This is a genomic window from Rhodococcus pseudokoreensis (assembly GCF_017068395.1).
Taxonomy (GTDB): Bacteria; Actinomycetota; Actinomycetes; order Mycobacteriales; family Mycobacteriaceae; genus Rhodococcus_F; species Rhodococcus_F pseudokoreensis.
The window spans coordinates 924,111-946,747 of sequence record NZ_CP070619.1; the positions used below are offsets into that span (position 1 = coordinate 924,111).

18 protein-coding genes are annotated in these 22,637 nt (G+C 69.6%); 8 read left to right on the forward strand and 10 right to left on the reverse strand.

All coding sequences use genetic code 11. The features are described 5' to 3' along the window. Positions 1 to 36: 36 nt before the first annotated feature. The gene (locus tag JWS13_RS09780) at positions 37 to 1,500 is read right to left on the reverse strand and encodes an HNH endonuclease signature motif containing protein (protein WP_206005424.1); all 1,464 of its coding nucleotides are present in this window, start codon (positions 1,498 to 1,500) and stop codon (positions 37 to 39) included. A gap of 90 nt (positions 1,501 to 1,590) precedes the next feature. On the opposite strand from JWS13_RS09780, the gene JWS13_RS09785 reads away from it, so the two are divergent. Continuing rightward, the gene (locus JWS13_RS09785) at positions 1,591 to 6,099 is read left to right on the forward strand and encodes an ATP-dependent helicase (protein ID WP_206005425.1); all 4,509 of its coding nucleotides are present in this window, start codon (positions 1,591 to 1,593) and stop codon (positions 6,097 to 6,099) included. 1 nt (position 6,100) lies between these two features. After that, the gene (locus JWS13_RS09790) at positions 6,101 to 6,850 is read left to right on the forward strand and encodes an Fpg/Nei family DNA glycosylase (protein ID WP_206005426.1); all 750 of its coding nucleotides are present in this window, start codon (positions 6,101 to 6,103) and stop codon (positions 6,848 to 6,850) included. Here the strand turns inward: JWS13_RS09790 and JWS13_RS09795 are convergent. Then, a complete protein-coding gene (locus JWS13_RS09795; RefSeq protein ID WP_206005427.1) occupies positions 6,847 to 7,578 on the reverse strand; it encodes a DUF1353 domain-containing protein in 732 nt (243 codons plus the stop codon). The two genes, JWS13_RS09790 and JWS13_RS09795, sit on opposite strands and share 4 nt — an antisense overlap. A gap of 7 nt (positions 7,579 to 7,585) precedes the next feature. Then, complete coding sequence (locus tag JWS13_RS09800; RefSeq protein WP_206005428.1) at positions 7,586 to 8,164, reverse strand: TetR/AcrR family transcriptional regulator; 579 nt, start codon at positions 8,162 to 8,164, stop codon at positions 7,586 to 7,588. A 53-nt stretch (positions 8,165 to 8,217) separates the two neighbouring features. Between JWS13_RS09800 and JWS13_RS09805 the strand changes: the two genes are divergently transcribed. Beyond that, positions 8,218 to 9,177: an oxygenase MpaB family protein gene (locus JWS13_RS09805; RefSeq protein ID WP_206005429.1), complete on the forward strand. Its 960-nt coding sequence runs from the start codon at positions 8,218 to 8,220 to the stop codon at positions 9,175 to 9,177. A gap of 184 nt (positions 9,178 to 9,361) precedes the next feature. After that, the gene (locus JWS13_RS09810) at positions 9,362 to 9,898 is read left to right on the forward strand and encodes a hypothetical protein (protein WP_206005430.1); all 537 of its coding nucleotides are present in this window, start codon (positions 9,362 to 9,364) and stop codon (positions 9,896 to 9,898) included. Here JWS13_RS09810 and glpD read toward each other — a convergent pair. After that, on the reverse strand, positions 9,876 to 11,618 hold the full coding sequence (gene glpD / locus JWS13_RS09815) for a glycerol-3-phosphate dehydrogenase (protein ID WP_206005431.1): 1,743 nt from the start codon (positions 11,616 to 11,618) through the stop codon (positions 9,876 to 9,878). The genes JWS13_RS09810 and glpD overlap by 23 nt on opposite strands. Positions 11,619 to 11,668: 50 nt before the next feature. On the opposite strand from glpD, the gene glpK reads away from it, so the two are divergent. Continuing rightward, positions 11,669 to 13,162, forward strand: coding sequence for a glycerol kinase GlpK (glpK, locus tag JWS13_RS09820; protein ID WP_206005432.1), 1,494 nt, complete (start codon positions 11,669 to 11,671; stop codon positions 13,160 to 13,162). Here the strand turns inward: glpK and JWS13_RS09825 are convergent. Together JWS13_RS09825 and JWS13_RS09830 are read right to left on the reverse strand one after the other, a co-directional pair. After that, the gene (locus JWS13_RS09825; RefSeq protein ID WP_206005433.1) at positions 13,147 to 14,331 is read right to left on the reverse strand and encodes an aminotransferase-like domain-containing protein; all 1,185 of its coding nucleotides are present in this window, start codon (positions 14,329 to 14,331) and stop codon (positions 13,147 to 13,149) included. The genes glpK and JWS13_RS09825 overlap by 16 nt on opposite strands. Before the next feature lie 168 nt (positions 14,332 to 14,499). Beyond that, positions 14,500 to 15,903: an NAD(P)H-quinone dehydrogenase gene (locus JWS13_RS09830; RefSeq protein WP_206005434.1), complete on the reverse strand. Its 1,404-nt coding sequence runs from the start codon at positions 15,901 to 15,903 to the stop codon at positions 14,500 to 14,502. Positions 15,904 to 16,019: 116 nt separating this feature from the next. Here JWS13_RS09830 and JWS13_RS09835 point away from each other — a divergent pair, with 116 nt between their 5' ends. Then, positions 16,020 to 16,481, forward strand: coding sequence for a gamma-glutamylcyclotransferase family protein (locus JWS13_RS09835; RefSeq protein WP_015890025.1), 462 nt, complete (start codon positions 16,020 to 16,022; stop codon positions 16,479 to 16,481). Positions 16,482 to 16,487: 6 nt separating this feature from the next. Here JWS13_RS09835 and JWS13_RS09840 read toward each other — a convergent pair whose 3' ends face one another. Genes JWS13_RS09840 through JWS13_RS09850 form a run of 3 tightly spaced genes read right to left on the reverse strand, consistent with a single transcriptional unit; the run spans position 16,488 to position 19,519 of the window. After that, positions 16,488 to 17,651: a M20 family metallopeptidase gene (locus tag JWS13_RS09840; RefSeq protein WP_206005435.1), complete on the reverse strand. Its 1,164-nt coding sequence runs from the start codon at positions 17,649 to 17,651 to the stop codon at positions 16,488 to 16,490. After that, positions 17,648 to 18,808, reverse strand: coding sequence for a M20 family metallopeptidase (locus JWS13_RS09845; RefSeq protein WP_206005436.1), 1,161 nt, complete (start codon positions 18,806 to 18,808; stop codon positions 17,648 to 17,650). The genes JWS13_RS09840 and JWS13_RS09845 overlap by 4 nt, the downstream gene beginning before the upstream one ends. Before the next feature lie 12 nt (positions 18,809 to 18,820). After that, complete coding sequence (locus JWS13_RS09850; RefSeq protein ID WP_206005437.1) at positions 18,821 to 19,519, reverse strand: enoyl-CoA hydratase/isomerase family protein; 699 nt, start codon at positions 19,517 to 19,519, stop codon at positions 18,821 to 18,823. 20 nt (positions 19,520 to 19,539) lie between these two features. On the opposite strand from JWS13_RS09850, the gene JWS13_RS09855 reads away from it, so the two are divergent. Continuing rightward, the gene (locus JWS13_RS09855; protein ID WP_206005438.1) at positions 19,540 to 20,322 is read left to right on the forward strand and encodes a purine-nucleoside phosphorylase; all 783 of its coding nucleotides are present in this window, start codon (positions 19,540 to 19,542) and stop codon (positions 20,320 to 20,322) included. After that, entirely contained in the window at positions 20,319 to 21,908 is a 1,590-nt protein-coding gene (locus tag JWS13_RS09860; protein ID WP_206005439.1) for a phospho-sugar mutase, read from the forward strand. Before JWS13_RS09855 ends, JWS13_RS09860 begins: the two co-directional genes overlap by 4 nt. A gap of 8 nt (positions 21,909 to 21,916) precedes the next feature. Here the strand turns inward: JWS13_RS09860 and upp are convergent, their stop codons facing one another. Beyond that, positions 21,917 to 22,540: a uracil phosphoribosyltransferase gene (gene upp, locus JWS13_RS09865; RefSeq protein ID WP_087558380.1), complete on the reverse strand. Its 624-nt coding sequence runs from the start codon at positions 22,538 to 22,540 to the stop codon at positions 21,917 to 21,919. Positions 22,541 to 22,637 lie beyond the last annotated feature (97 nt).

Sequence of the window (22,637 nt, forward strand, 5' to 3'; positions counted from 1 at the left end):
CCGCGGATCTCGCGACGGTGTGAACACAGGCCTCGGCTACGGCACTCGGTCCTCGGCGCGCACCCGGTCGCGGAGCCTCCGGCGGGCACGGTCGATCAGCTCACCGGAGTGGTGCCGGTGATTGATTCGCGGTTTTCTGTCCGGGTCTATGTGTGGTGGCGGTATCCATTCGGTGCGTCCCGCGTACGCGTCACCGGGTGACGCACTGCTGGTCGCCCAGCCTGCAGGCCCGTCGTGCACTCGGGCATGGCAGGCATCGCACACGAGCGTCAGCGAGTCGATGTCGGTGCGCCCACCGTGGCGCCACTCTTCTACGTGGTGGACCGCGCAGATACTGGCCGGGGCCGCGCAGCCCGCTCGCGTGCATCCACCTTCGGCGGCGATGAGAGCGAGGCGTTGGTCCGCGCTCGCCACCCGTCGGAGCCGTCCGAGATGCAGGGGCCTGCCGTCGTGGTCGAACAGGACGAGCACCGGGTGGGCGTTCTCCGCGAGTGTCAACGCGTCGTCGAGGGGAAGCAGACCGCCGGTGGCCGTGGTCGCTACGCCGCCCGCCGCTTTCTCGAGTTGATCGAGCGTCATGGTGATGATCGCCGTGACGGGCAGACCCCGGTGCCGACCCAGGATCTGAGATTCGAGCACGACCCTGAATATCGCACCGAGGGCGTCGTGGTTGCGTTGCGCCGCGGTGCGCGTGTCCCGCGCCGCTGCCGCGACCAACGCTTCACGGTCGATCGACGGATCCTCGGCGTCGCCGCGTGGCGACTCGGGGTCGTCCGGGTTGTTCATGCCGGGGCGGGCCCATTTCGCGAGGATGGGGTCGAGGAGGGCGCGCGCGGTGGGGTCGAGTTCACCGGAGATCTTCGACATCAGTTCGGCGTCCTGTCGACCGAGTGAGATGCCGCGTCGGCGTGCCCGATCGCGATCGTCCGTGAGACGACCGTCTGGATCGAGGTAGGCGAGCAGTCGGTGACCGGCACTCTCGACGTCCTCCGGGGTGCCGCCACGCGCGCATTCGGCCAGGATCGCTTCGGCTGCGGCGACGTCCGCATTCGAGACGGCGTGCGGGATCTTGCGCATGATCTTCGAGACCGCCCGGGCGTGATCGGGGCCGATGGCACCGTCGCGTTGCGCAGCCGCCGTTTCCGGCAGTGCCGTCGGCAAGTCGTCGCCCGACAGCGTGTGCCAGGCGCCGAGGTTGCGGGCAGCCGACACCCGCGCCGACGCATCCGACGCCGACACGCGCAGCACGTCGACCAGGAGTTTGTTCGGCGAGTTGTAGCCGAGCGCCGCGGGCAGCGAGCGTTCGACACTCTCGACGATAAGCCGCTGCGAGACCGCGCCTGCGCGGCGGAGGGACTTCTCGAGTTGCTGCATCATCAGCATCACGTCGGAATCCGACACACCCGTGAGATCGGCGTCGAGCAGTCCCGTGACGGCAGCAGCCAGCGCAGTCAGGTGTTCCGTCACCTGATCCGCCGCCAACCCCCCGGTCGAACTCATGTTCGAATCATACTGCGCCCCACCGACACATTCGGCGGACCGCACACCATGTCCCCTCCGCCTGTCGGACCCCCGGTGCACTATGGAACGGTGACCGACGTCCTGGGCAGGTTCTCCGCTGCCACCCGCGAGTGGTTCGACGGTGCGTTCCCCGCCCCGACGGCCGCGCAGCTCGGTGCGTGGGAGTCGATCGCCAGCCGAGCGCACACGCTGGTCGTCGCGCCGACCGGTTCGGGCAAGACGCTGTCGGCGTTTCTGTGGTCCCTCGACCAACTCGCCGCAACGGACGGGAAGGACCGCAAGACCAAGGTTCTCTACATCTCCCCGCTCAAGGCACTCGGGGTCGACGTCGAACGCAACCTGCGGGCCCCGCTCGTCGGGATCACGCAGACGGCCAAGCGGCTCGGGCTCACGCCGCCGGAGATCTCGGTGGGTGTCCGCTCCGGCGACACACCGGCCGGCGACCGGCGCGCGCTGATCAAGAATCCGCCCGACATCCTCATCACCACCCCCGAGTCGCTGTTCCTCATGCTGACGTCCGCTGCGCGCGAGACGCTGACGCAGGTCGACACAATCATCGTCGACGAGGTCCACGCGGTGGCGGGCACGAAGCGCGGCGCGCACCTGGCGTTGTCGCTCGAACGCCTCGACCGGCTCCTCGACACCCCGGCTCAGCGCATCGGACTGTCGGCGACGGTGCGGCCACACGAGGAGGTGGGCCGGTTCCTGTCGGGTTCGGCGCCGATCCGGATCGTGGCACCGCCGTCGCCGAAGACGTTCGACCTCACCGTGCAGGTTCCGGTGGAGGACATGACCGAACTCGGCCTCGCCGAGCCCGCCGAGGGTTCGGCGTCGGCGACCCCGCAGGCGGGGTCGATCTGGCCGCACGTCGAGGAGCAGATCGTCGATCTCGTCCTGGCGCATCGGTCGTCCATCGTGTTCGCGAACTCGCGGCGGCTCGCCGAGCGCCTGACCGCGCGGCTCAACGAGATCTACGCCGAACGCGCCGGGACCGCCGTCGACAAGAACCCGAAACCGGCCTCGCAGATCGGCACCCCGTCCGAGGTCAACTTCGGTGCGGACCCGCTGCTCGCCCGCGCCCACCACGGGTCGGTCAGCAAGGACCAGCGGGCCCTGATCGAGGACGACCTGAAGTCGGGGCGGCTGCGGTGTGTGGTCGCGACGAGCAGCCTCGAACTCGGAATCGACATGGGTGCCGTCGATCTGGTGATCCAGGTGGAGGCGCCCCCGTCCGTGGCGAACGGTCTGCAGCGCGTCGGCCGCGCCGGACACCAGGTCGGGGAGATTTCCCGGGGTGTGGTGTTCCCGAAGCACCGCACCGATCTCGTGCACTGCGCCGTCACCGTCGAGCGGATGGTCACCGGCAAGATCGAGGCACTCGCGGTTCCCGCCAACCCGCTCGACATCCTCGCCCAGCACACGGTGGCGGCCACCGCCCTCGAACCGCTCGACGTGGACGACTGGTTCGAGACGGTCCGGCGCAGTGGCTCCTTCGCGACGCTGCCGCGCTCGGCGTACGAGTCCACCCTCGACCTTCTCGCGGGCCTGTACCCGTCCGACGAGTTCGCCGAACTCCGGCCCCGCCTCGTCTGGGACCGCGAGGCCAACACGCTCACCGGACGTCCCGGCGCGCAGCGGCTGGCGGTCACGTCGGGCGGTGCCATCCCCGACCGCGGTCTGTTCACGGTCTACATGGTCGGCGAGAAGGCGTCCCGCGTCGGCGAACTCGACGAGGAGATGGTGTACGAGTCGCGGGTCGGTGACGTCTTCGCGCTCGGGGCCACCAGCTGGCGGATCGAGGAGATCACCTTCGACCGGGTGCTGGTCAGCCCCGCCTACGGCCAGCCGGGGCGGCTGCCGTTCTGGCACGGCGACGGTCTGGGCAGGCCTGCGGAACTGGGCGAGGCGCTGGGGCAGTTCCTGCGGGAGATCTCGCTCGGGCACGAGACCGAGGTGCAGGAGCGCTGCCGGACCGGTGGGCTCGACGAGAACGCCACGAACAATCTCGTGCAACTCGTCACCGAGCAGAAGACGGCGACCGGGCAGGTCCCCACCGACCGCACGCTGGTGGTCGAACGGTTCCGCGACGAACTCGGCGACTGGCGCCTCATCCTGCACTCGCCGTACGGCCAGCGTGTCCATGCGCCGTGGGCGCTGGCGGTCAGCGCCCGGCTGAGCGAGCGTTACGGCCTCGACTCGAACGCGACGGCGTCCGACGACGGCATCATCGTGCGCCTCCCCGACACCGAGGACACCCCGCCGGGAGCCGATCTCTTCGTCTTCGACACCGACGAGATCGAGGACATCGTCACCGAACAGGTCGGCGGGTCGGCGCTGTTCGCGTCCCGGTTCCGTGAGTGTGCGGCCCGGGCGCTGCTGCTGCCCCGCCGAACCCCGGGGAAACGCGCGCCGCTGTGGCAGCAACGGCAGCGGTCCGCCCAGTTGCTCGACGTGGCCCGCCGGTATCCGACGTTCCCGGTTCTGCTCGAGACCGTCCGCGAGTGCCTGCAGGACGTGTACGACCTGCCGGCGCTGAAGGATCTGCTGCGCAGGCTCGCACGACGGCAGATCCGGATCGTCGAGGTGGAGACGCAGTCGCCGTCACCGTTCGCCGGGGCCCTCCTGTTCAACTACGTCGGCGAGTTCATGTACGAGGGCGACAGCCCGCTCGCCGAACGCCGGGCCGCGGCCCTGTCGCTGGACTCGACGCTGCTGGCGGAACTGCTCGGCCGGGTGGAACTGCGCGAACTGCTCGACGCCGACGTCATCGCCCGCGCCGAACTCGAACTCCAGCGACTGCTCCCCGACCGCAAGGCGAAGGACCTCGAGGGCGTCGCCGACCTCCTGCGCCTGCTGGGGCCGCTGACCTCCGAGGAGGTCGCCGCACGGTCGACCGCCGATCCCGCCCCCTGGCTCGACGAACTCGTGCGCGCGAAGCGGGCGCTCGGCGTGTCGTTCGCCGGTCACGAGTGGTGGACGGCCATCGAGGATGCGGCACGCTTGCGCGACGGGCTCGGCGTGCCGCTGCCGATCGGTGTTCCCGCCGCGTTCATCGAACCCGTCGACGATCCGCTGGCCGATCTGATCAGCCGGTACGCCCGCACCCACGGCCCGTTCACGGTCACCGACGCCGCGGCCCGTTTCGGTCTCGGTTCGGCGGTGGCCCGCGACGTGCTGCAGCGGCTCGCGCAGGGCAAGCGGGTGGTCGAGGGCGAGTTCCGCCCCGGCGCGACGGGCAGCGAATGGTGCGATGCCGAAGTCCTGCGTCGCCTGCGCAGGCGCTCTCTGGCCGCGGCGCGTCAGGAGGTCGAACCGGTCAGCACGGCGACGCTCGGCCGCTTCCTCCCGGCCTGGCAGCACGTCGGGGGCACTTTGCGCGGTATCGACGGCGTCGCGACCGTCGTGGAACAGCTTGCCGGCGTACCCGTTCCCGCGTCGGCACTCGAGTCACTGATCCTGCCGTCCCGGGTGGCCGACTACTCCCCCGCCATGCTCGACGAACTCACGTCCACCGGTGAGGTGCTGTGGTCGGGGGCGGGCAGCATCTCCGGCAAGGACGGGTGGGTGTGCCTCCACCCCGCCGACGCCGCACCGCTCACGCTGACGACGCCGACGGAATCGGACCTGACCGACGTGCAGAGCCGGGTGCTCGACACGCTGTCCGGCGGCGGCGCGTACTTCTTCCGGCAACTCGCGGACACCCTCGAGATGTCCGACGACACCGCGCTGGCCACTGCGTTGTGGGATCTGGTGTGGCTGGGTCACATCGGCAACGACACCCTCGCCCCGGTGCGTGCCCTGCTGTCGGACACGTCCAGGACCACCACGAGCCACCGGTCGCCGCGGCGTCCCCCGCGCGCCCGCGCGTATCGCAGTCTGACGGTGCCGGTGCGCACCGCGCCGCCCACGGTCGGGGGACGGTGGTCGATTCTGCCCGCCGCCGAATCCGATGCCACGCTGCGGGCCAGCGCCACGGCCGAACTGCTGCTGGAGCGGTATGGGGTGGTGACCCGCGGGTCCGTGATGACCGAGAACGTTCCCGGTGGCTTCGCGCTGATGTACAAGGTGCTGGGCACGTTCGAGGACAACGGCCGCTGCCGGCGGGGCCATTTCGTCGAGTCGCTCGGCGGAGCCCAGTTCTCCACTCCGCCCGTGGTGGACCGGCTCCGGAGCTACGGCGATTCGCTCGAGGGCAGGCACACCACGCTGCCCGCCGTGACGCTCGCCGCCAGCGATCCCGCCAACCCGTACGGTGCGGCGCTGCCGTGGCCGCGGCGCGGCGACGACGCGCCCGCGCACCGGCCGGGACGCAAGGCCGGCGGACTGGTGGTGCTGGTGGAGGGCGAACTGATCCTGTTCGTCGAACGCGGCGGCCGCACCGTCCTCACGTTCACCGACGACCCGGGTGTGCTCCGCACCGCGGCCGTCACGCTCGCCGGGGTCGTCAAGCGCGGTGGCATCGACAGGATCGTGGTCGAGAAGGTGGACGGCGACACCATCCACGGCAGCGACTTCGCACCGATCCTGACCGAGGCCGGGTTCTCGCCCACTCCACGCGGATTCCGGTTGCGGGCCTGACATGCCCGAAGGCGACACCGTCTGGCGCACCGCCAACTCGCTGCGCGACGCCCTCGAAGGCGAGGTCCTGACCCGGTGCGACGTGCGGGTGCCCCGGTACGCAACCGTCGACCTGTCCGGTGAGGTGGTCGACGAGGTGGTCAGCCGGGGAAAGCACCTCCTCATCCGGGTTGGCGACCACTCCATCCACACGCACCTGAAGATGGAGGGCGCGTGGCACATCTACGCGCCGGACTCGAGGTGGCGGCGGCCGGCGCACCAGGCGCGCATCGTGCTGGCCACCGAAGACCGGGTGGCGGTCGGATTCTCGCTGGGCATCACCGAGATCCTCCGGCGTGACGACGAGGAGTCCGCGGTCGGCCACCTCGGACCCGATCTGCTGGGGCCGGACTGGGATGCCGGCACGGCGATCGAAAATCTGCGGGCGGCCGGCGAGCAGCCCATCGGTCTCGCCCTCACCGATCAACGCAATCTGGCCGGTCTCGGCAACGTGTACCGCAACGAAGTCTGCTTCCTCCGCGGCGTCCACCCGTACACTCCGGCGGCCGAGGTGACCGACCTGCCCGCCATGGTCACGCTCGCACATCGCATGATTCACGCCGACAAGAACAACTCGATCCGTCATCGGCCGTGGGTATACGGGCGCGCCGGACAACGGTGCCGCCGCTGCGGGACGGTGATCGAAGGCCACGACCTCGGCCGCCAGGAGATCTTCTTCTGCACGTACTGCCAACCACCGAGGGTGGATTAGCGCAGGACCGTCGTCGGCGGCCCGAGCGGCGGAGGTCGGCGCGTGCGCCTGCGGCCGAGCAACCAGGCGGCACCGTCCGGAACCCACAGCACCGCGGCGGTGCCGATCGTCAGCAGATACGTGGGCGCGATCAGAGGCAACAGGATGCACCCGAGCAGGGCGACGGGAAAATCTCTGCGCCACACAAGCGACAGCACTACCGGTAGCACGAGCAACAGGGCGGCCAGGCCGAAGTGCAAGGTCGCCACGGCCCACGGCACGCCCACCACCCAGCACAGCATCCCGAGCACCTGGTGCGTGATCAGCAGGAACCGGGCGACATCGGTGAACGTCCAGAACCGGCCGACCTCGACGCCGACCCAGAAGATGCGGCTGCGGAACGGTCCGACGCCCTCGTCGAGCAGGGCGAGCCGGAACAGTTCGTCTGCGTGGCGTCGCAGCGTGTTTCCCTCCGGCCCCAGCGCGCTCGCACGCTTGCAGAGGTCGTCGTGCATGATCGCGGGAAGCAGTTGCCGGCCGTACGGGGTGAGCAGACCCTGCAGCGGCGCGGGAATCGACGCGAGATCCGTGCGGAGCAGGCACGGCATCGGGGCGCAGCCGGGCACCGTCACCACCGTGTCGCCGTGGACGTAGACGAACTCGCCGACGAGTTGGAAGAACTTGCGGTCGAGTACCCGGAGTTCGGGTTGCGGGCGAGTCGGATCGTCCACGGACACCTGGAACGGCATGCGCACCTCACTCGTGGCCGGCCTTGTTTGCCTCCACCACCAGAGTGACGCAATGCGCGACGAATTGCTCGCGCGACGCGGCAACAGTTCCGTCGAGATATCCGATGAACAGCGTCGTGAGGGCGCCGACCACCCCGACGGCGACGAGTTGTTTCTCCACCTCGTCGTCGACGGCGGAGAGCTGGTCGTGCACGAGTCCGACGAAGCCGGGCATCAGGTCGATGCCCCGCCTGCTCAGCGCGGGCTCGGACAAGGGCGCGAGCAGCAGGACGCGGCCCATGGCGGGATCGTCGACCATCAGTTTCACGAACGCGTCCACGGCCGCCTCGGCGCGCTCCCGTGCCGTCTCGGTGGACGCCACCGCCGCCACGAGAGCGGCCTGCGCCTCGTCTCCCACCGCGGTGTAGACGGCGCGCACGAATTCGTCCCGGTCCCGGAACGACTCGTAGAAGTACCGTTCGGTCAGCGATGCCGCGCGGCAGACGGCGCGCACGTTCACGGCGGGCCCGTCCGCCGCACCGAGCAGCGCGACGCCCGCCCGCAGCAGCGACTTCCGCCGTGCTTCCCGCCGGTCCTCCAGCGTCACTCTTCTCGCCCCGATCCTTGACTACGCGTGTTGTCAGATCCTAGTCTGACAACGTGCGTAGTCACTTGAACGCGGACGGTACGCCCGTCCCGGCCTCAGCTCCCGTACCCCTCGGCCCCGATTCGCTGACCTGGAAGTATTTCGGCGACTGGCGCGGAATGCTGCAGGGCGTGTGGGCCGGGTCGATGCAGAACATGCACCCCGGTCTCGGCGCCGGAGTCGAGGAACACTCCCGCTTCTTCGACGAGCGGTGGGAGCGGCTCTACCGGTCGCTGTACCCGATCGGCGGCGTCGTCTTCGACGGCGACCGCGCCCAGCAGACCGCGGAACAGGTCCGGGGATACCACGACAACATCAAGGGGATCGACAAATACGGCCGCAGGTATCACGCCCTCGACCCCGACACGTTCTACTGGGCGCACGCCACGTTCTTCATGGGCACCATCCTCACCGGCGACAATTTCATGGGTGGCCTCACCGAGGACCAGAAGCGCCGCCTCTTCACCGAGCACATTCAGTGGTACCGCCTGTACGGGATGAGCATGCGCCCCGTCCCGGAAACCTGGGAAGCGTTCTGCGAGTACTGGGATCACATGTGCCGCAACGTGCTCGAGGACAACAAGGCGACCCGCGACGTCCTCGACCTGTCCGGGCTCGGCGCTCCCCCGTTCCTGTCGTGGCTGCCCGGCCCGGTGTGGGCGATCCTCCGCATCCCGGTGGCGAGGGGCTTCGTGTGGCTGACGGTCGGCATGTACGACCCACCGGTCCGCGAACTCCTCGGCTACCGCTGGACCACCCGCGACGAGCGCCTGCACACAGTCGTCGGCCGCGCCGTGAACGCCGCCTTCCGCCTCGTCCCCCGGCGGTACCGCTACCATCCGCGCGCCCGCGCCGGCTGGGACCGTGAGACCGGCCGCGCCCCCGCGCACGCACCGCTCGTCCACACGCCCCGGCGCAATCTTCCCCCGGTCGACCGGCGCGACGACCCCCAGCACTACAGCCCGAAAGTCTGAGTTCCCAGGGAGCTCACAGGCAACGCCCACATTGCTCACGGGTTCCGGGACGACGCTGAATCACATGGAATTCATCGCTGTTTCAGCCCTCCTCGTCATGGCGCTCTCCGGGGTCGTCGCCGCACACGCACCGAAAACGCTCGTCCACACTCGCTGACCGCGTGCGCGTGGAATGCTCGGGGCCATGGAGTGGGACCTTCCGAAACTCTTCAACCGCCCCGCGCAGCTGACCGACGCCCCGATCGACACCGAGCGTGTCGCCCGGCGCATCAGCGCCTACATCTACGGCAACATCCTCGTCCTCGCCGCGCTGATCCCCGTCACCAAGGCACAGGAAACCGTCGGCATCGCGATCGTCGTCGGAGCGGCGCTGTCCACCTTCCTCGCGCACATCTTCGCCGAGTCCGTCGGCCAGACACTACGTCTCGACCGCACTCTCACCCGAGCCGAACGCAGCAGCGAACTCCGCGACAGTCTGCCCATCCTCACGTCGGCCGTCGTCCCCAGCGTCATCCTGTGCACCGCGCTGATCGGCTGGCTCGAGCCGAGGACGGCGCAGTTGATCGCCGAGTTCGCGATGATCACCCGGATCGCGTCGATCAGTTACGTGATCAGCCGTCTCCGCCGCGAGAAGGTCACGTCCGGCACCCACTGGGCGGCGATCGGCCTTGCCGCCGTCGCGGCGGCCATCGTGGTGATCAAGGTATTTCTGACACACTGACCGGCGGTTCGAGCAGTTCGATCCGCGATTCCGGTGCCGCCGCCCGCAACGCGTCGGCGGACAGGTCGTCCGGCTGCGCCTGCGACTGCACCTCCGCCTCCACCCGCGCCTGGTACGTCTTCACCTCGCGGTCGATGTCGTCGGCGTCCCAGCCGAGGACCGGAGCGACCAGTTGCGCCACCTGCTCGGCGCAGTTCACACCCCGGTGCGAGTACTCGATCGCGATGCGGGTGCGCCGGGCGAGGATGTCGTCGAGATGCAGCGCGCCCTCGGCCGCCGCCGCGTACACGACCTCGACCTGTAGGTAGGCCGGCGCGTCGGTGAGGGGCTGGAGTAGTTCCGGCTTGTCGGCCGCCAGGTCGAGCACCTCGCCGATCAGTGAGCCGTACCGGTCCAGCAGGTGCTTCACCCGGTACGGGTGCAGCCCGTACAGCTGGCCGAGGTGCACGGTCTGGTTGACCAGCGCGAAGTAGCCGTCCGCACCCACGAGCGGCACCTTCTCGGTGATGGACGGCGCCATCCGCGCCGGGATGTCCTCGGCCGCGAGATCCACGGCGTCCTCGGCCATCACGCGGTAGGTGGTGTATTTGCCGCCCGCGATGGCGATGAGTCCCGGCGCCACGCGCGCGACGGCGTGCTCACGCGACAGCTTCGACGTCTCGTCGCTCTCCCCGGCGAGCAGCGGACGCAGGCCCGCGTAGACACCGTCGATGTCGTCGTGGGTCAGCGACGTCACCAGCACCTTGTTGACGTGACCGAGGATGTAGTCGATGTCGGCCTTGGTGGCCGCCGGGTGCGCGAGGTCGAGGTTCCAGTCCGTGTCGGTGGTGCCGATGATCCAGTGGCTGCCCCACGGAATGACGAACAGCACCGACTTCTCGGTGCGGAGGATGATCGCGGCGTCGCTGACGATCCGGTCGCGGGGCACCACGATGTGGACGCCCTTGGACGCGCGGACACGGAATCGGCCGCGTTGCCGCGACAGCGCCTGGATCTCGTCGGTCCACACCCCCGTCGCGTTGATGACGACGTTCGCCTTCACGTCCGCGGTACGCCCGTCCTCGCAGTCCCGGATCCGTACCCCGGACACCCGGTCCGCCTCCCGCAGGAAACCGACGACCTGCGTCGACGTCCGCACGACCGCTCCGTAGTGGGCGGCGGTGCGGGCGACGGTCATGGTGTGCCGGGCGTCGTCGACGACGGTGTCGTAGTACTGTATGCCGCCGGTCAGCGAGTTGCGCTTGAGCCCGGGCGCCATCCGCAGCGCACCCGCACGGGTCAGATGCTTCTGCGGCGGAACCGATTTGGCGCCGCCCATCCGGTCGTACAGGAAGATGCCCGCCGCCATGTAGGGCCTCTCCCACAGCCGGTGGGTGATCGGGAACAGGAACTTGAGCGGCTTCACCAGGTGCGGCGCGAGGGTGTTCAGCGACAGCTCACGCTCCCGGAGCGCCTCCCGCACCAGTCCGAACTCGAGCTGCTCGAGGTACCGCAGTCCGCCGTGGAACATCTTCGACGAACGACTCGACGTTCCGGACGCGTAATCGCGCGCCTCCACCAACGCCACCTTCAGCCCACGGGTGGCCGCGTCCAGGGCCGCACCGGCCCCGACCACACCACCGCCGATCACGACGACGTCGAACTGTTCGGTCTGCAGCGCGTCCCAGGCGGCATCGCGCTGCCGGGGACCGAGGAACTGCACACCAGGCTGACTACTCAACTCGGGCTCCTGTGAGATGACGACGGATTCATGCCCAGGCTAGTAGCTTCATGCGTGTGATTCAGTACATCGCCGCGATAGACCAGGGCACCACCTCCAGCCGCTGCATGATCTTCGATCACGACGGCGCCGTGGTGAGCGTCGCCCAGAAGGAACACGAGCAGTTCTTTCCGCGGGCAGGCTGGGTGGAGCACGACCCGAAGCAGCTGTGGATCAACACCCGTGAGGTGGTGGCGTCCGCGCTCGCGAAAGCCGATCTCACCAAACGCGACATCGCCGCGATCGGGATCACCAATCAGCGCGAGACGGCGGTCGTGTGGGACCGGAACACCGGAGAACCCGTGTACAACGCCATCGTCTGGCAGGACACGCGCACCGACGAACTGTGCACGCAACTCGGCGGCGACGAGGGCCCGGGCCGCTACCGGAAGCGCACCGGCCTGCCGCTGTCCACATATTTCTCGGGGCCGAAGGTTCGCTGGATTCTCGACAACGTCGACGGCGCCCGCGAGAGGGCGGAGGCGGGCGAGCTCTGCTTCGGCACGATCGACAGCTGGATTCTGTGGCACATCACGGAGGGCACCCACGTGACGGATGTCACCAACGCGTCCCGCACGCTGTTGATGAATCTCGAGACCCTCGACTGGGATCCGGAGATCTGCGCCGATTTCGGCATCCCGATGTCGATGCTGCCGGAGATCCGCAGCTCGTCGGAGGTCTACGGCGTCGGACGCGAACGGGGCACGCTGCCGGGTGTGCCCGTCGCGGGAATCCTCGGCGATCAGCAGGCCGCGACGTTCGGGCAGGCCTGCCTGTCCGAAGGCGAAGCGAAGAACACGTACGGGACGGGAAACTTCCTGCTGCTGAACACGGGGACCACTCCCGTGCACAGCAAGCACGGCCTCCTCACCACCGTCTGCTACAAGATCGGCGACGCGCCTGCCGTCTACGCGCTCGAGGGCTCCGTGGCCGTCACCGGTTCGCTGGTGCAGTGGCTGCGCGACAACCTGGGAATCATCAGTTCGGCCAAGGACATCGAGGATCTGGCGAAGTCGGTCGACGACAACGGCGGCGCCTACTTCGTGCCCGCGTTCTCCGGGTTGTTCGCCCCCCGCTGGCGGCCCGACGCCCGCGGGGCGATCGTCGGGCTCACCCGGTTCGTGAACAAGGGCCACCTCGCCAGGGCCGCCCTCGAGGCCACCGCGTACCAGACCCGTGAGGTGATCGAGGCGATGCGCGCCGATTCGGGTGTCGAACTCGCCTCCCTCAAGGTGGACGGCGGCATGGTCGTCAACGAGACACTCATGCAGTTCCAGTCGGACATTCTCGCGGTGCCCGTCATCCGGCCCGTCGTCAACGAGACGACGGCACTGGGCGCGGCGTACGCCGCAGGCCTGGCTGTCGGCTTCTGGGAGAGCGAGGACGACATCCGCGCGAACTGGGCCGTCGACAAGACCTGGGAACCCGGGATGGACGAGGCCGAGTCCACCCGGCTGTACGCCGAGTGGAACAAGGCGGTCGAACGGACCTACGACTGGGTGTGACCGGCGTACGCGTCGCCGAGCCTCGCCGCCGCGCCCGTCAGCACGTCTTCCGAACACGTCGCGAAGCACAGCCGCAGAGCGCTCCGGTGTTCCGCGGCGACGCCGAACGCCGATCCGGGGACGAAGGCCACACCGTGCTCGACGGCGGTCTGCAGCAGCGCGGCTGTGTCCAGGCCCGAGTCGGCAAACTCGGTCCAGCAGAACATTCCGCCCACGGCCGAGGACACGCCGGCGCGGTCGCCGAACGTCGAGGCGACACCGTCGGCGAGTGCCCGGGCCCGGGACCCGTAGCGGGCGCGCAGCATCTCCAGGTGCAGATCCAGCCACGGCTCGTCCGACAGCAGTCCGGCGGCGATCTGATGGGTCAGTGACGAACCGCAGAGGTCCGCACCCTGTTTGAGCAATTCGACGGCCTCGCACACCCGCCGGTCGCCGTGCAGCCACCCGACCCGCAGCGCGGGTGCCAGGATCTTCGAGGCGCTCGACAGCCGGATCACCCGGTCCGACAGGGCCGCGACGGGCGCGGGCGGTGGTCCGTCGAAGAAGAGTTCGCCGTACGGGTCGTCCTCGATCACCCAGAAGCCGTAGCGGTCGGCCAGTGCGGCGAGGTGTTCCCGGCGGCCGGCCGTCAGGACGACGCCGCGCGGGTTGTGGAAATTGCTCACCGTGTGGACGACCGCGGGCCGCAGTCCGGAGTCGAGCAGGCCCTGCAGGGCGGCGGTGTTCATGCCGTCGGCGTCGAGCGGGACGGACCGGACGTCGGCCTCCGCAGCACGGAACACCTGCAGCGCGCCGGTGTATGCGGGTTCCTCGACGATCACGACGTCGCCGGGGTCGAGCAGCACCTGCGCGAGCAGGCTCAGCGCCTGCTGCGAGCCGTGGGTGACGACGACGTCCGCGGCGTCGAGCGGGCGGCCGATCTTGGCGCCCTCCCGGGCGGCGAGCACGTCACGGAGCTTGCGCAGCCCGGTGGTCTCGCCGTACTGGACGGACGCCGGGTCCGCGAGCGCGAGTTCGGCTTCCTTCCGGATCCGTTCCCGCGGAATGAATTCGGGGTCCGGCAGCCCGCCCGCGAGGCTGACCACGTCTGGCCGGGCGGTGAGGGTGAGAAGGTCACGGATGGCGGAGCTGCGCAGACCATCCATGCGGCGGGCAAGTGATTGCGGCATGTCGACTCCCAGGAGGCACGTCAAAGCGGAGATCAGGTGAGGAACACCCTGTCCGTCCTGGGTCTGCGGGGCGGGAGAGCGCCGAGGCACGGCCGATGATTTCGGACCGTGCCTCGACTATCTCACCGCTGGAGCCACTATGTGAAATGCGATTCTCACATTTCGGGATCAGTCCAGGTCGTCGTGCCGCATCAGCTGGCGAGCCGCCTCGGTGATCGACCCCGTCAACGACGGGTACACCGAGAACGTCGCGGCGAGATCGTTGACGGTGAGGTTGTTCTGAACGGCGATGGCGATGGGCAGGATCAGCTCCGACCCGTTGGGGGCCACCACCACGCCGCCGATCACCACGCCCGTTGCAGGGCGGCAGAAGATCTTCACGAAACCGCGGCGCAGGCCGGACATCTTCGCGCGCGGGTTGGTGTTGAGCGGGAGCATGACGGTGCGGGCAGGCACCTCGCCGTCGTCGATCGCGGCCTGGCTGACGCCGACGGTCGCGATCTCGGGGCGGGTGAACACGGCCGACGCCACGGTCTTCAGCTTGATGGGGCTGACGCCCTCGCCGAGCGCGTGGTACATCGCGATGCGGCCCTGCATGGCGGCGACCGACGCCAGCGGCAGCAGACCGGTGCAGTCACCTGCCGCGTAGATCCCCGACACCGGCGTCCGTGACACCCGGTCCACCCGCAGGTAGCCACCCTTGTCGAGTTCGATGCCGACCTTCTCCAGCCCGAGACCCTGCGTGTTGGGGACCGAACCGACGGTCATCAGGGCGTGGCTGCCCTCGACGGTGCGGCCGTCCGCGAGGACGACGACGATGCCGTCCTCGGTGCGCTTCACGGCGTCGGCCCTGGCGTGCTTGACGAGGGTGACACCACGTTCGGCGAGGACGTCCTCGAGGACGAGGGCGGCGTCGGCGTCCTCACCGGGCAGGACGCGGTCGCGGCTGGACACCAGGGTGACCTTGACACCCATCTCGGTGTAGGCGGACACGAACTCGGCACCGGTCACACCGGAACCGACGACGACGAGGTGCGTGGGCAACTCCTCGAGGTCGTAGAGGTCGCGCCAGGTCAGGATCCGCTCGCCGTCCGGCTCCGCCCCGGGGATCACCCGGGGGCTCGCGCCGGTGGCGATGAGGACGACGTCCGCGTCGAGCGTCTTCTTCTCACCGTTCTCGAGGGTCGCACACACCTGATGCGACGCCATGCCGAGCCGCTGGTCGGTGAGCTCCGCGGTGCCCGACAGCAGTTCGACACCGACGGTCTGCAGGCGGGTGCGGATGTCGGAGGACTGCGCCTGCGCGAGGCTCTTCACGCGGGCGTGGATCTGCGGCAGAGCGACCGTGGCCTGCTCGGGGTCGAGCGCAATCCCCAGGTCGGTGGCGCGCCGCATGTCGGTGCGCACTCCGGTGGAGGCGATGAAGGTCTTGGACGGAACGCAGTCGAACAGAACGCAGGCGCCGCCCACCCCGTCCGAATCGATCAAGGAGACGGAGGCGCCGTGCTGTGCGGCCACCAACGCTGCCTCGTATCCGGCAGGCCCGCCACCAATGATCACGATTCGGGTCATCTGTCCTCCAATTCACCTGACGACCGGGGTCTCCGGCCGGCTTTTCCTACGATCGCAGCGCGTCGTGTCGTGCACTGCATGCAACAGATTACTAGCCACCGTTTAGGCTTGCCGCCGTGTCGATCTATGCCGCCTACGGGTCCAACATGCATCCCGAGCAGATGTTGCAGCGCTGCCCTCATTCGCCGATGGCGGGGACGGGCTGGCTGCACGGCTGGCGACTGACGTTCAGCGGCGGGGACATCGGCTGGGAGGGCGCACTCGCCACCGTGGTCGAGGACCCCGATTCCAAGGTGTTCGTCGTGCTCTACGACGTCCCCGAGGAGGACGAGGTCAGCCTCGACCGATGGGAGGGCTCAGAACTCGGCATCCACCGCAAGATCCGCGTCCGCGTGGACACCGTCGGCGAACCGGAACTCGCCTGGTTGTACGTGCTCGACGCGTACGAAGGCGGACTGCCGTCGGCCCGCTATCTCGGGGTGATGGCCGACGCCGCAGAGATCGCCGGGGCCCCCGCCGACTACGTGCGCGACCTGCGCACCCGCAACAGCCGCAACGTCGGTCCGGGCACCGAATAGCACCGCCTAACGCTGCGCCTCAGCCAGCACCAGGCTCGACAGCACCCGCACGCCGACGCCGAGCGCCCGCTCGTCCAGATCGAACGTGGGCTGGTGGATGTCGAGTTGCTCGCCGACGCCCGACCAGACGCCGAGCCGGGCCATCGCGCCGGGAACCTCTTCGAGATACCAGGAGAAGTCCTCGCCGCCGCCCGACTGCGGCGTGTCGGCGAGGGCGTCCGGCCCGACAGTGCGGATCGCGTCCTCGAACATGCGGGTCGACACCTCGTCGTTGACGACGGGCGGGACGCCGCGGCGGTAGTTCAGCTGATACCGCACCCCGGTGGGCGCGAGGAGCCCGTGGACGATCTCCCGAACCAGGGGTTCGAGCATCTCCCACGTCTCGTGATCGCCGGTCCGCACGGTGCCGGTCATCATGCCGGTCTGCGGGATGGCGTTGGGGGCCCGGCCGGCGCTCACGGCGCCCCACACCATGACGGTGCCGGTGCGCGGGTCGATCCGCCTGCTGAGCATGCCCGGCAATCCGGTGACGACGGTTCCCAGCGCGAACACCAGGTCGGTGGTCAGGTGCGGACGCGACGTGTGGCCGCCCGGTGAGTCGAGCACGACCTCGACCGTGTCGGCCGCGGACGTGATCGCGCCGAGCCGTACCCCGACGCGCCCGGCCGCGAGTCGTGGATCGCAGTGGAGGGCGAAGATCCGCGACACGCCCTCGAGCCGTCCGGCCGCGACGACCTCCAGCGCACCCCCGGGCATGACCTCTTCGGCGGGCTGGAAGATCAGCCGGACACCCACCGGCAGGTCGGGGATCTCGCTGAGGGCCAGACCGGTTCCCAGCAGGATGGTGGTGTGCGCGTCGTGCCCGCAGGCGTGCGACACGCCCGGCACCGTCGACGAGTACGTGGCGCCGGTGAGTTCCTGGAGCGGGAGCGCATCCATGTCGGCGCGCAACGCGATGCGGGGACCGTCCGACGGCCCGAGATCGCACGTGAGCCCCGTTCCCCCGGGAAGCAGTTCGGGCGACAGTCCCGCCGCGGCCAGGCGGGTCGCCACGAATTCCGTCGTCGCGTATTCGTGTCGCGCGAGTTCGGGATTGGCGTGGATGTGCCGCCGCCACTGGGACAGTTCGTCGGTGTGAGCGAGAATCCATTTGTCGACTGCCGCGTTCACCGGCGATCAGCTCCTTCCAACAGCCGCACCCGCTGTTCGTCGTCCGTTGCAGCGCGAACTGCCGTGCGAGCCAGCGCAATCGCTCCGTCGATCACGGCCAGGTCGGCGGATTCGGTGATGCACGCCGCCGCGAACTGCGGCTGATGCGTCACCGCACCTCCCGAATCGAGGCCGATGATGGGGTGAATTCCCGGCAGGACGTTGGTGACGTTGCCCATGTCGGTGCTGCCCAGCGGGCGGACGCCCTCCCATTCGAGCGGCAGCGGGGTCCGTCCCATGTCGATGATCTGCTCCCGATACGTCGCCACCAGCCAGGGGTCCGGCGTCAGTTCCGTGTACGTGGGCGACACCGTGCGGATCTCGTGGGTGCACCCGGTGGCGAGTGCCCCGGCCGCGAAGCACGCTTCCGCGCGGGTCGTCAGCTCGGACAGCGCCCACGCCGTCTCGGCGCGCAGGTAGTACAGCATTTCGGAGCGTGCGGGAACGATGTTGGGCGCGGTGCCGCCGTCGGAGACGATGCCGTGGATCTGCTGTCCCGGCGAGAGATGCTGGCGCAGCAGGCCGATTCCGACCTGTGCGACGGTCGCGGCGTCGGCGGCGTTGCGCCCGAACTCCGGCGCGGCCGACGCGTGCGCTTCGCGGCCGTTGAACGTGACCGCGATGTCGGCCAGCGCGAGCGACGTCGCTCCCGTGATGTCGATGGGACCCGGATGCACCATCAGGGCGGCCGCGACCCCGTCGAAGACACCCTTCTCGAGCATGGCGATCTTCCCGCCGCCGCTCTCCTCCGCGGGCGTCCCGATGACCCGCACCGTGATCCCGAGTCGCTCGGCCACCGTCGCGAGCGCGACTCCGGCGCCGACCGCGGACGCCGCGATGATGTTGTGCCCGCACGCGTGCCCGATCTCCGGCAGCGCGTCGTATTCGGCGCAGATACCGAGGACGAGGTCGCCGCTGCCGAACGTGGCGTCGAACGCCGTCGGCAGGTCCGCGATGCCCGTGCGCACGTCGAACCCGCTGCGTTTGAGCAGTTCGGTGATCTTCGCGACGCTCCGGAACTCCTCGAACGCGAGTTCCGGTTCGCTGTGGATCGAATGGGACAGCGCAATCAGATCGGTCTCGATTGACCTGACCGCCGCCTCGACATCCGCATTCACGTGCTCATTCTCTCACCCGAAGCTGAAGTTGCTCTTGTCCGTCGCCGTGGCGAGCGCGGCGAGGGCGTCGTGATGGATTCCGCGCTTGATCCCGGCCAGGTTGGCGCCGCGGGTGGCGGTGAGCGCGGCGGCCCGTGTCACGGCGGCGGAGAGGACGGCGTCGCCCTCCTCGATCTGGTCGACGATGCCCGCGGCGAGCGCGTCGGAACCGCCGAAACGGCGACCCGTCGTCATCGCCTCGACCGCGGCCTGCTTGGGCAGGCGCGTGTTCAGCAGCGCCGACATCCCGACGGTGAACGGCATGTTCAGCGACACCTCGGGAAGGCAGTAGAAGCCGCGGTCGGCGCGCATCACCCGGAAGTCGTGGGAGGTGGCGAGCATCGCGCCGGCACCGAAAGCGTGCCCCTGGACGGCGGCGACGGTGGCCATCGGGAACGCGAGCAGGCGGCTGTAGATCGTGTGCACGCGGTCGAGGTATTCGGGGAGCTTGTCCGTGTTGGCGAAGATCCACGTGGTGTCCAGACCGTTCGTGAAGAACTTGCCCGTCGCGGTCGTCACCAGCGCTGCGGGACCCTCGTGGGATTCGACCTCGTCCAGCGCGGCGTGGGTGGCGGCGATCCAATCCGGATGGAAGCGGTTCTCGTTGTCCGTCTCGCCCTCGGTACCGAGGTACAGGATGAATACGTCGCCGTCGCGATCCAGATAGGGCATGAGTGGAAGACTATCGCCTCATGGGAACGCCAGACGCCGCGGCCGCCGCGCTCGCCGCGCACACGAACTGCGCCGAACACTCGATCGCCGTCGTCCTCGGATCGGGGTGGAATGCCGCCGCCGACCGGTTCGGCGAATCACTCTGCACCGTCCCGATGGCCGACCTCCCGGGGTTCACCCCGCCGTCCGCCGCGGGACACGCCGGAACGATCCGGTCCGTGGAGGTGGCCGGCAAGCGGATCCTCGTCCTGCTCGGCCGCACCCACGCCTACGAGGGCCATCCGCTGTCGTCGGTCGTCCACCCGGTCCGCACGGCGATCGCCGCCGGGGCGTCGACCGTCATCCTGACGAACGCCGCCGGCGGTATCCGCGAGGACTTCACCGTCGGACAGCCGGTGCTGATCAGCGATCATCTCAACCTCACGGCCCGGTCACCACTGGTGGGCGCGGAGTTCGTGGACCTCGTCGACGCGTACGACCTTGAACTGCGGGCCCTCGCGCGCGACATCGACGGATCGCTCAGCGAAGGCGTCTACGCCGGTCTGCCGGGCCCGCACTACGAGACCCCGGCCGAGATCCGCATGCTGCGGACGATCGGCGCCGACCTCGTCGGCATGTCCACGGTCCACGAGACGATCGCGGCGCGGGCGCTCGGCGCGCGGGTACTCGGGATCTCGATGGTGACGAACCTCGCGGCAGGTATGACCGGCGAGCACCTGAACCACGAGGAGGTCCTCGCCGCGGGCCGGGCGTCCGCCGATCGCATGGGCGGGCTCCTGCGAGAACTGGTGGAGCGCTTGTGAACGATCCGATCGCGGACTGGATCGACGCCGACCCCGACCCCGGCGCCCGGGCGGAACTCGCGAACCTGTCCGCCGGCGAACTCGCCGACCGGTTCGCCGCGCCGCTGAGTTTCGGGACCGCGGGACTGCGCGGCCCGGTGCGGGCGGGCCCGAACGGCATGAACCTCGCCGTCGTGATCCGCACGACGGCCGGGCTGGGCGCGTGGCTGAAGGATCGCTGCCTGGGCGGCTCCACCGTCGTCGTCGGGCGCGACGCGCGCCACGGATCGGAGAAGTTCGCCGTCGCCGCCGCGGAAGTGCTGGCGGGCGCGGGATTCTCGGTCGTCCTCCTCCCCCGGCCCCTGCCCACCCCGATCGTCGCGTTCGCGGTCCGCCGCCTCCGGGCCGCGGCGGGCGTGCAGATCACCGCCTCCCACAATCCCGCCGCCGACAACGGGTACAAGGTCTACCTCGACGGCGGCGCCCAGTTGATCTCGCCGTCCGACCGGGAGATCGAGGCGGCGATCACCCGGATCGGGCGGGCCGACCTCGTGCCCCGGACCCCGGTGACACCGGCGTCCGAGGACCTCTTCGACCGCTACGTCGACCGGGTCGCGTCCCTGCCGAGGGGCGAGTCGCGGTCCGTGCGGATCGCGCTCACCGCCATGCACGGCGTCGGCGGCGAGACCGCGCTCGCCGCACTGAAATCCGCCGGGTTCACCGACGTCCACACCGTCGCCGCGCAATTCGACCCCGACCCGGACTTCCCGACCGTCGAGTTCCCCAATCCGGAGGAGCCGGGCGCCCCGGACGCCGTACTCGCGCTCGCCGCGGACGTCGACGCCGACCTCGCGCTGGCCCTGGACCCCGATGCGGACCGGTGCGCGGTCGGTGTCCGCGGGCCGGACGGCTGGCGGATGCTCCGCGGGGACGAGACGGGGGTGCTGCTCGGCGACCACGTCCTCGCATCCGCCCCGGCGGATTCACTCGTCGCGACGACGATCGTCTCGTCGGCACTCCTCGGGAAACTCGCCGCGGCCCGCGGCGCCCGTTTCGCCCGCACCCTCACCGGCTTCAAGTGGCTCGTCCGGGCGGGCGAGGGTCTCGTGTACGCGTACGAGGAAGCGATCGGTCACTGCGTCGACCCAGAGTCGGTGCGCGACAAGGACGGTATCTCCGCGGCGGTGATGGCCGCCGACCTCGCGGCGACCCTGCGGGCGGAGGGGTCGACACTCCTCGACCGACTGGACGACTACGCGCTCGAATTCGGGTTGCACGCCGGAGACCAGGTGTCGCGTCGCGTCACCAACCTCGCGGACATCACCGAGATGATGCGACGGCTGCGGGCGGACCTGCCGACCGAGCTGGCCGGCGAGCCCGTCGAGGCCGCCGATCTGGCGGAACTGCGCGGGCAGTCCCGCACCGACGCCGTGGTCCTCGCCGGGTCGACGGTCCGGGTGGTCGTGCGCCCCTCCGGGACCGAACCCAAACTCAAGTGCTACCTGGAGGTGGTCGTCCCGGTGCCGGACCGGTCGGCGCTACCCGCGGCACGAGAGGCGGCCGCGACGCGGTTGAACCTGTTGCGGGAGTTCGCCGAAGCCCTGTAGCCGAGGCGTCAGCGCGGTCCGAACTGCCGGTCTCCGGCGTCGCCGAGGCCGGGGACGATGAACGCGTCCCCGTTCAGTCCCTCGTCGACCGCCGCGGTGACGAGTCGCACGGGATGACCGGACGCGGTGAGGGCCGCAACACCTTCGGGCGCCGCGACGACGCACACGGCGGTGACGTCCGTGGCGCCGCGGGCGACGAGCAGGTCGATCGTGTGCACCATCGAACCGCCGGTCGCCAGCATCGGGTCGAGGACGTACACCGGGATGCCGGACAGGTCCGCGGGCAGCGACTCGAGATACGGCACCGGCAGATGCGTCTGCTCGTCCCGGGCCATGCCGACGAAACCGACTCGCGCCTGCGGGATCAGGCTGCTGGCCTGCTCGACCATGCCCAGCCCGGCACGCAGGACCGGGACGAGCAGCGGCGGATGGCTGAGCCGCACCCCGTCGGTGGTCGCGATGGGGGTGACCACGTCGAACGTGTCGACCGGAGCCTCGCGCATCGCCTCGTACACCAGCATGTGGGTCAGCCTGCGCAAGGCCGCGCGGAATGTGGCATTGTCGCTGCGCGCATCGCGCATCGTGGTCAGGAGGACCGCTGCGAGCGGGTGGTCGACGACGTGCGTGTTCATGCTCGAAGAATAAGGGGGCGCGCGTCGAGATTTCGCAGGAGCGCGATTCTCGGCGAATCGGGGGGTGGAACCGGATCCGTGTCCCCCGCGTCCAATA